Annotated in this window: 6 protein-coding genes; 1 reads left to right on the forward strand and 5 read right to left on the reverse strand. The window is 41.6% G+C overall.

Annotation, left to right across the window (positions count from 1 at the left end; all coding sequences use genetic code 11):
• On the forward strand, positions 1–861 hold an 861-nt coding region (locus tag RUMCAL_RS16050; protein ID WP_021683617.1), incomplete at its 5' end, for a hypothetical protein.
• 331 nt (positions 862–1,192) lie between these two features.
• Here RUMCAL_RS16050 and RUMCAL_RS13745 read toward each other — a convergent pair.
• From RUMCAL_RS13745 to RUMCAL_RS13765, 5 genes are all read right to left on the reverse strand, one after another.
• Positions 1,193–1,561: a MerR family transcriptional regulator gene (locus RUMCAL_RS13745; protein WP_021683619.1), complete on the reverse strand. Its 369-nt coding sequence runs from the start codon at positions 1,559–1,561 to the stop codon at positions 1,193–1,195.
• A gap of 433 nt (positions 1,562–1,994) precedes the next feature.
• A complete protein-coding gene (locus RUMCAL_RS15690) occupies positions 1,995–2,819 on the reverse strand; it encodes an alpha/beta hydrolase (RefSeq protein ID WP_021683620.1) in 825 nt (274 codons plus the stop codon).
• A gap of 14 nt (positions 2,820–2,833) precedes the next feature.
• Positions 2,834–5,236 carry a beta-xylosidase family glycoside hydrolase gene (locus RUMCAL_RS14890; RefSeq protein WP_021683621.1) on the reverse strand — a complete coding sequence of 801 codons (2,403 nt, stop codon included), beginning with the start codon at positions 5,234–5,236 and terminating at the stop codon, positions 2,834–2,836.
• A 21-nt stretch (positions 5,237–5,257) separates the two neighbouring features.
• Complete coding sequence (locus RUMCAL_RS13760; protein ID WP_021683622.1) at positions 5,258–5,704, reverse strand: RICIN domain-containing protein; 447 nt, start codon at positions 5,702–5,704, stop codon at positions 5,258–5,260.
• A 5-nt stretch (positions 5,705–5,709) separates the two neighbouring features.
• Entirely contained in the window at positions 5,710–7,068 is a 1,359-nt protein-coding gene (locus RUMCAL_RS13765; RefSeq protein WP_021683623.1) for a glycosyl hydrolase 53 family protein, read from the reverse strand.
• Positions 7,069–7,400 lie beyond the last annotated feature (332 nt).

The raw sequence follows: 7,400 nt of genomic DNA on the forward strand, positions 1-7,400 counted from the left end.
AGCGGAACGACTTCTGCGACCAAGGCAACGACTGTTACCAGCGGAACAACCGCGACAACTAAGGCAACTGCTACCACAAACGAAACAACCGCAACAACTGAGGAAACTACTACCACAAACGAAACAACCGCAACAACCGAAGAAACTACTACAAACGAAACGACTGTAACAACTGAAGAAACTACTATCACAAACGAAACGACTGTAACAACTGAGGCAAGCACTGTTACCACAAGAGAAACATCTGCCACCACCGAGGAAAGCACTATTACCACAAATGAAACAACCGCGACAACTGAGGAAACAACTACCACAAACGAAACAACCGCAACAACCGAGGCAACTACAGTTACCACAAACGAAACAACTGCCACTACCAAGGCAACAACTGCTACAAATGGAACAACCGCTACAAGTGGAACGACTTCCGCAAGTGAAACAACTATGACTACCAGTGCTTCCAACACAGAATCTACTGCTGCAACATCGGCAACCACGATCACAACAGCAGCAACTACAAGCGTAACCAACATTGCAGACGAAGATCTTTGCAGCTGGGCGATCAACGATTACCAGAAAAAGGCTGGCATCGTACCTGCAAATGCAGAAATCACTGCACGTTCAGAGGAAACTTGCGAGATCACGCTGACCGACGAAAACGGCAATGTGCTGGATGTTTACACCGTTGATCCGAAGACCGGCGTCGGTACGGATTCTTCCAACGCAGAAGTCAACCTGCCCCAAACCGGAAACAACGCTATGACAAACTGGCTCCTGTGCGTGGGTGCAGCACTGTTCATGGCATTCGGATTCGGTGCGGTGAAGGCATCTGGTGTCCTCAAGCGTAAAGAGGATGAGTAAGACCAAAAAGTAGTGGGCGATCCTGTGTTATAAAAATCGATACCAAGATTGCAAAGGGTTAGAAAACAGAATCGACAGACTGTAATAAGAAAGCACCGGATCGTCCTAATCGACAGGAAGATCCGGTGCTTTTTGTATATGAAAAAGTTGCTTTTTCCCTCCGCAGTGGGAGCCTCTGGATTTTTCTGTTCTTATTTTCCGCTTTCTGCAAGTTTTCGCCCGTGATCAGGGCATGAAAAAGCACCTCGTGAGAGATGCTTTGAAAATATTTTTGCTATGCCATTGTTACTTGCTCATACCTTTTCGACAGACACGATGCCCGGCATTTCGATCATAACATAGCGGTCGTCGACATCAAGTTCCAACTCGTCTTTTTTGATTCAGTGTCAAGTTCATCTTCAAATCCAGTGATGACACCAATAAAAGACTGTGCATCAGCAGTTGTGATTTTCACTTTTGTTTCAAAATCGAGATATTGTTCGTCATTTGTATTAATCATAATTTTAATCTGTTCAATCGGGATACCTATCTGGCGCAGTGAAAGAATTTTTTGCACTGTGACAAGCTGTGAGGACAGATAATATCTGTATCCGCTTTTAGAATCCGTATAAGCAGGCTTCAAAAGTCCTTCTTTATCATAGAACCTCAGAGCTGCAATTGTGGTTTTTGTTAATTTGGAAAATGTTCCTATACTATACATTGAATTTCCTTTCGATAATATCTAAGCAGTATTTCACAAATACCACCTGATGATTCTACATATTATATGCCCTGAATTTCTTGACATACTTTGTAATTTTCTTATCCAATTTTGCAAGTATAGCGGAAGTAGTACTCTCGATCCATAAGCCAAAGCGGAAACCCAATGGGATCACCAAAGCTGACCGGGAAGCTCGCAAATCCGATGATCTGAGGAAGATGCCACAATAATGCAATACGAAAGTATATGGGCAAGAATAAAGGAGGAATTGTTTTATAACAGAGGCAGCTGCTTAACTTCAAAACCCTTGCGTTTAATGTGTCAAGTGTTATTGACAATTTCATTTTTTGATTTTCAAATTAATCTGCTCCTTTCAGAACAGCCGTATTTATCAAGATGCAAATGGATAAATACGGCTGTTATTTTTGTTTTATCAATCGGTTGCCTTAAAAACGGCTCTTACAAAATTATACATATGTGCACGGATACAATTGCCTCCATGATAACCGCCTTTCACATAATGCCAGATGTGAGGTACGCCGTTGTTGTTAAGGATATCATTATATCTGGACGGTGTAGAATAGACCACTGTATCGTTTGAACCAGCTGTCAGGAGCAGCAAATATGGTGATTCATCGGTATATTGAAAGTCTGATTTTGCAATCAGTCCCGGAGAAACCCCTGGTGCAGGACAAACTGCACCCACATAACCGAACAGGTCGGGACGCTTCATTGAGATATAAAGTGATTCTCTTCCTCCCATAGAAAATCCCATAATGGCTGTGTTATCTTTTCCTGTTTTAACAGAATAATGCGACTCGATGTACGGCATTAAATCGTTAGTCAACTCGTTAATAAAGTTGTCATAGGCTGTATTGTTTGCCTCGTTCATGCCACTGCATGAATCCTGTGTTTCGCTTGCATAAATATACGGAAACACAACAATCATATCCTTTGCTTCTCCCGAAGCAATGGCGTTACCGATAATCTGACGCAGACGCATACTTTTATCAGTTTCATCAATCAGTGTATCCTCTGTCTGCCAGTAACCATGCATTGCATATAAAACAGGATATTGCTTACTCTCAGAGTAATTTGCCGGAAGCAGTATATTGAAACAGCGTGTCCTTTTACAGGTTGTCGAATAATAGCTTACTTTTTGGATTGTTCCATATGTTACGCCTGATTTTTCTTCCCGTTCCTCCGCCGGTTCTGTTTCCAGAATATTGGCACTTACCAGTGCAGTATATTCTTTCATAGAAACGGTAGATTTTATTGGTTGTCCTGCTTTTCTGCAATTGGAAATTCCGTGATTTTTGCAAAAAGAAAGTCCTGAATCAGTTTGAGATCTGTAACGTCGACGGTTCCACTTTGATCCACATCTGCGGCGATCTCATATCTTTTGCTGTCAAAACCGTATGATACTCCATGTTTTGCAAGACATAAATCAATTGCATTAATGACATTATCAGAATTTAAATCTCCTAATATAATGTCTTTTGACACACCTGCACCAAGTATTCCGATGCCATCTGCTGCACCAATGGCTTCATCTATATAAAAATTATTGGTGGTGTTTGCAGTTTCTACATAGAGCTGCATATTCGATGCCCCCGCCGGTATCTGATAATTTGTGTTTGCAAGCTGAATCCATTCACCCTTGATACCTGTTCCTTCTGCAATTGTGTTATATTGTGTATCACCGTTTGCGTCGATGTACTGAAGCTTCAGATAAAATTTATCCGTCGCCGTACCGTCAAAATATGTCACATTGACACTGAAGCTGTATTCATTTCCCGGTAGAAAGACTCTGGGATTCAGTGCCTTGTATGCACCATTCCATGCAGCGGTTCGATTCTGTATAAGCAGTGCCTCACTTCCTACATAGGCGGTTCTGCCGCTTGTCTGAATGCTTGCGGAGCCTCTTGCCTGCCATGAACAGATATCTCCCTCAAAGCCGTCGGCAAAATACCAACCGTATTCATTCGGTTTTATCACAGTCGATGCATTCCAGTCGGCACGCTCATAGTCAAAGTAATCAATATCCGCATAACCGCCTGTCGTTTTTGTTGCATAGCTGTAAATGCCGCTGCGGTAACCAGTAAACAGGGTCAGACTGTATACCATACTCAACTCCTCGCCGATTTTTTTCCAGTCTGCACCATTATAGGAATAATAGAAATTCGCTTTATCAATATTATAGGAACTGTTTCCGGTAGAATCCACCGTATTGAACAGAAAATCAACTTTGAGATAAATCTCATTTCCGCTGAGATTCGTCTGCTCTATGATGTTGTTATAGCTATCACCAACAGTGGCACTGTCGGAATAACCGCCATTATTTGCCATATAGATTTTCTTTGTTCCGTCATCTGATACATAAACGCCTACATTGCCATATTTAAACTGAAAAGCTGAAAGGCCTGCGTAATCACCTGCTTTCATTCCAGAAGTATCCAGCTTTATCACGCTGCTACAGGAAGGCCCTTCCGCACGCTGTGTTAAAGTGTTTTTTGCATCCAACAGATTGGTTGCAAGGGTATTGTTTTTTAATCTGAGATAGCCAGGGCGTTCTGTCACCGACCATGCAGTATTATCAGGATTGTGATTCCACTGCCATTCGAGATCAAGCTTGTTGGAGCTGTATGTGAAATCATCGTCTTTTGTAAGTTGAGTGCCGGCATAATCACTATCAATTTCAAGTGTCAGGGGTACTTCGCCGTTTACGCCCATCATCGGCCAGTTATTTTCCCATGTCACTGGAACAAGCACAGGGATTCGTCCTACACTGCCGTGATCCTGAAACAGAAGTCCGTACCACTTTCCATCAGGCGTATCTACAATACCGCCCTGTGCAACACCACTGCCATAAGTGCCAAGTCCGGAATTCAGAATCGTTTTTCCCTCATATGTGCCAAGCAGTTCCTTACTTCGATAACAAAGCTCTATACGTTTGCTGTTTGAAGGCCATGCAATAACAAAAATGTAATAATATCCATTTATTTTCTGGATATGCCAGCCCTCTCCGGCAAGATTGTCCAGTCCTGTGGAAAACAATGTCTGTTCCACACCGTCTTTCTTAAAGCCTGTCATATCTGAATTGAATTCCTTGATTTTTGCTGTACCACCTGCACCGTATACCAGATAATTCCGTCCGTCATCATCAAACAGAATGGAAGCATCATGATACATTCCGTTTATCTCGCTGCGTGTCCACGTTCCGTTTTCAATGTCCGAAGTCTTGTATATATAGGATTTTCCAGTGCCATAACTTCCAAAAAATACATAGAAGTTACCGTCATGGTATCTAAGACTTGCCGCCCACTGTCCATGCGAATAATCATTTTCACCATTTTTGAGAGTCTGCTTATCACCATCAGCGTAAGTGTCATAGACGTAATTGCATATCTCCCATGAAACCAAATCTTTTGATTTCATGATCGGGGCACCCGGACTGAAATACATTGTGGTGCTTACCATATAGTAGGTATCATCCACACGAATAATGTCCTCGTCAGGAACATCTGCCCATATAATCGGGTTCGATATGGTTGTTGTCTGTGCAGCGTCTGCTGTTGTCAGCTCAGATGATTGAAACGGTAAAGCTGATGCCAAAAGTACCACAGAAACAGTGGAAGCCAATATTCTCAGTATGAACTTACTTTTCATTTTCATTGCGATTCCTCCTCAAGATTTTTATTGTTCAAGCAGCATCCGCTTCAGCAGATGCAAATCAAATACATTTATAATATTATCTTCGCATAAATCCGCAGCTTTCCAGTCGGTAAGCTCTGCATCGGGTACAGCAAGAAGCCATTTCTGAAGCAGTATAGCATCGATAACACTCAGTGCACCATCTGCATTGACATCTCCTTCTATTTCTTTCACCGGCTCCAGAATGAACTTCTGCCCATTTCCGCCCCAATATTCCCATTGGCAGATATTCGCACCATCCTCTTTACTGATGTTATATACATCAAGACAGCTTTTATTGTTCGAAGCGGCTGTCAGAAGTGCATATGTCCCATCAGTATTTCGGCACAGTGTGTATTTTTGAGATGTATCTCCTTTGTGCTTTTGAAGTAAAATATTTGTGCCATTTGTATCAGCACTTTTTTCTACGGTAAGAGCCCTTCCGTCCAATGTAGTTATGTAAAAAGTGTCGTCATCATTTTTTGTGAATGTCCAGACAGTTCCATTGCTCTGGACAGCGTTCCCGTTTTTTTCGAAATAAAAAGTTCACTGTTTACATTCTTTATTCTGTATCTGCCGTTTTCAATTACTGCCCCCTTTGGATTTAAAATCTCATTATTCTGCGGATAAATATTCCGGAATACCTGAAGAGATTTCAAAGAATTTCCCTCAAAATCAAACAAAGCCTGATTGTCATAAGAAGAACCCCCTGCACCTGTCACCGATGCATCATACTCTGCGGCATAATCCGTAGCCCAACCGCTACCGTATTTTTTCCACAGACTGCTTTGCTCCTCCCATGAAATGCCGTTTACTCCAAGCCATGCCGGTTCCCAGTAGAAAACGCCGATTCCCTTTTCTCCCACATTTGCTACCGCTTGGAAAACATCTGTCAGACACTGTGCCTGCCCTTCCACAGAGATGTCATACCGAAAAACAGCACTGTCTGAATCTTCGGATACTGCATTTCCGAATGTATCACCGTCTTCATTTGTGTAAGGATAAGCTGTTTCAGCAACCATAACATACTTGTTGTATGTATCAGCAATTTCTTTAAGGACAGCCGTCAGATTTTCCGTTGTTCCATGCCAGTATGGGTAATAAGAAGTTGCAAATACATCATAATCCAGATTACATTCGTCCATTACCTGTGCATACCATGCATAAGATCCGGTTGATGGATTTGCAAAATGGTGTGCAATCAGGACAGATCTGTCAAAATCACGGATTGCCTGATCTCCGCTTGCAAACAAATCACATATTTTGTACATGTCCGTTTCACCGCAAAAAAAGCAGTTGGTTTCATTCCCCACCTGAACCATGCCAATATTTCCACCGGCTTCAGAAATGGTTTCCAGTACCCATGCGGTGTATTTATAAATTTCACCCTTTAATGTTTCATGGTCATGCTGTATCCAGTATTTCGGGCGAGTCTGTTTTTCTGGATCTGCCCAGAAATCAGAATACTGAATATCAACAAGCAGTTTCATGCCATATTTGGCTGCACGTCTCCCAATTTCAGCAGCAGTGTACAAATCGCAATTTCCGCCACCGTAGCTATTTCCCCTGCTGTCATAAGGTTCATTCCAGACACGCACTCGAATATAATTGACACCATGCTCGGAAAGTGTCCGAAAAATATCCTGTTTTCTGCCATATTCATTACAGAATGTGACACCGGCATTCTCCACAGCCAATATAGAGGATATATCAACACCTCGTATCGGTTCACCACCATTTACATTCATATCAAATTGACTGAAATAAACAGTATCATTTTCAGCAGATACAAGTGGGAACTTTGTGAGATCCATCAGGAGCAGAGCTGTCACAACGGATAGTATTACACATATTTTTTAAAATTTCATATGATAATATTCCAAACTTCTCCTTTTATTAGTTATTTTATCAGGACAATATCGTTGCAATTATCAATTATGCTGTTGTCTACTATAACACGGAAAACAGATTCTGTATATCATATTTGTCATGCTTTTTGCACATTCGTCAATGTGATCTTGTATAATAGAACTTGGCACGCAAGCTACAAAGGAATGAAATGGAAAAACTGTATATTTCGTTGTGCAAAAGCACAGTTGAAAAAGCAAATCAATAATTACGACTAAAACAGCAGTATTTTGACTAA

The organism is Ruminococcus callidus ATCC 27760 (genome assembly GCF_000468015.1).
Lineage (GTDB): Bacteria > Bacillota > Clostridia > Oscillospirales > Ruminococcaceae > Ruminococcus_C > Ruminococcus_C callidus.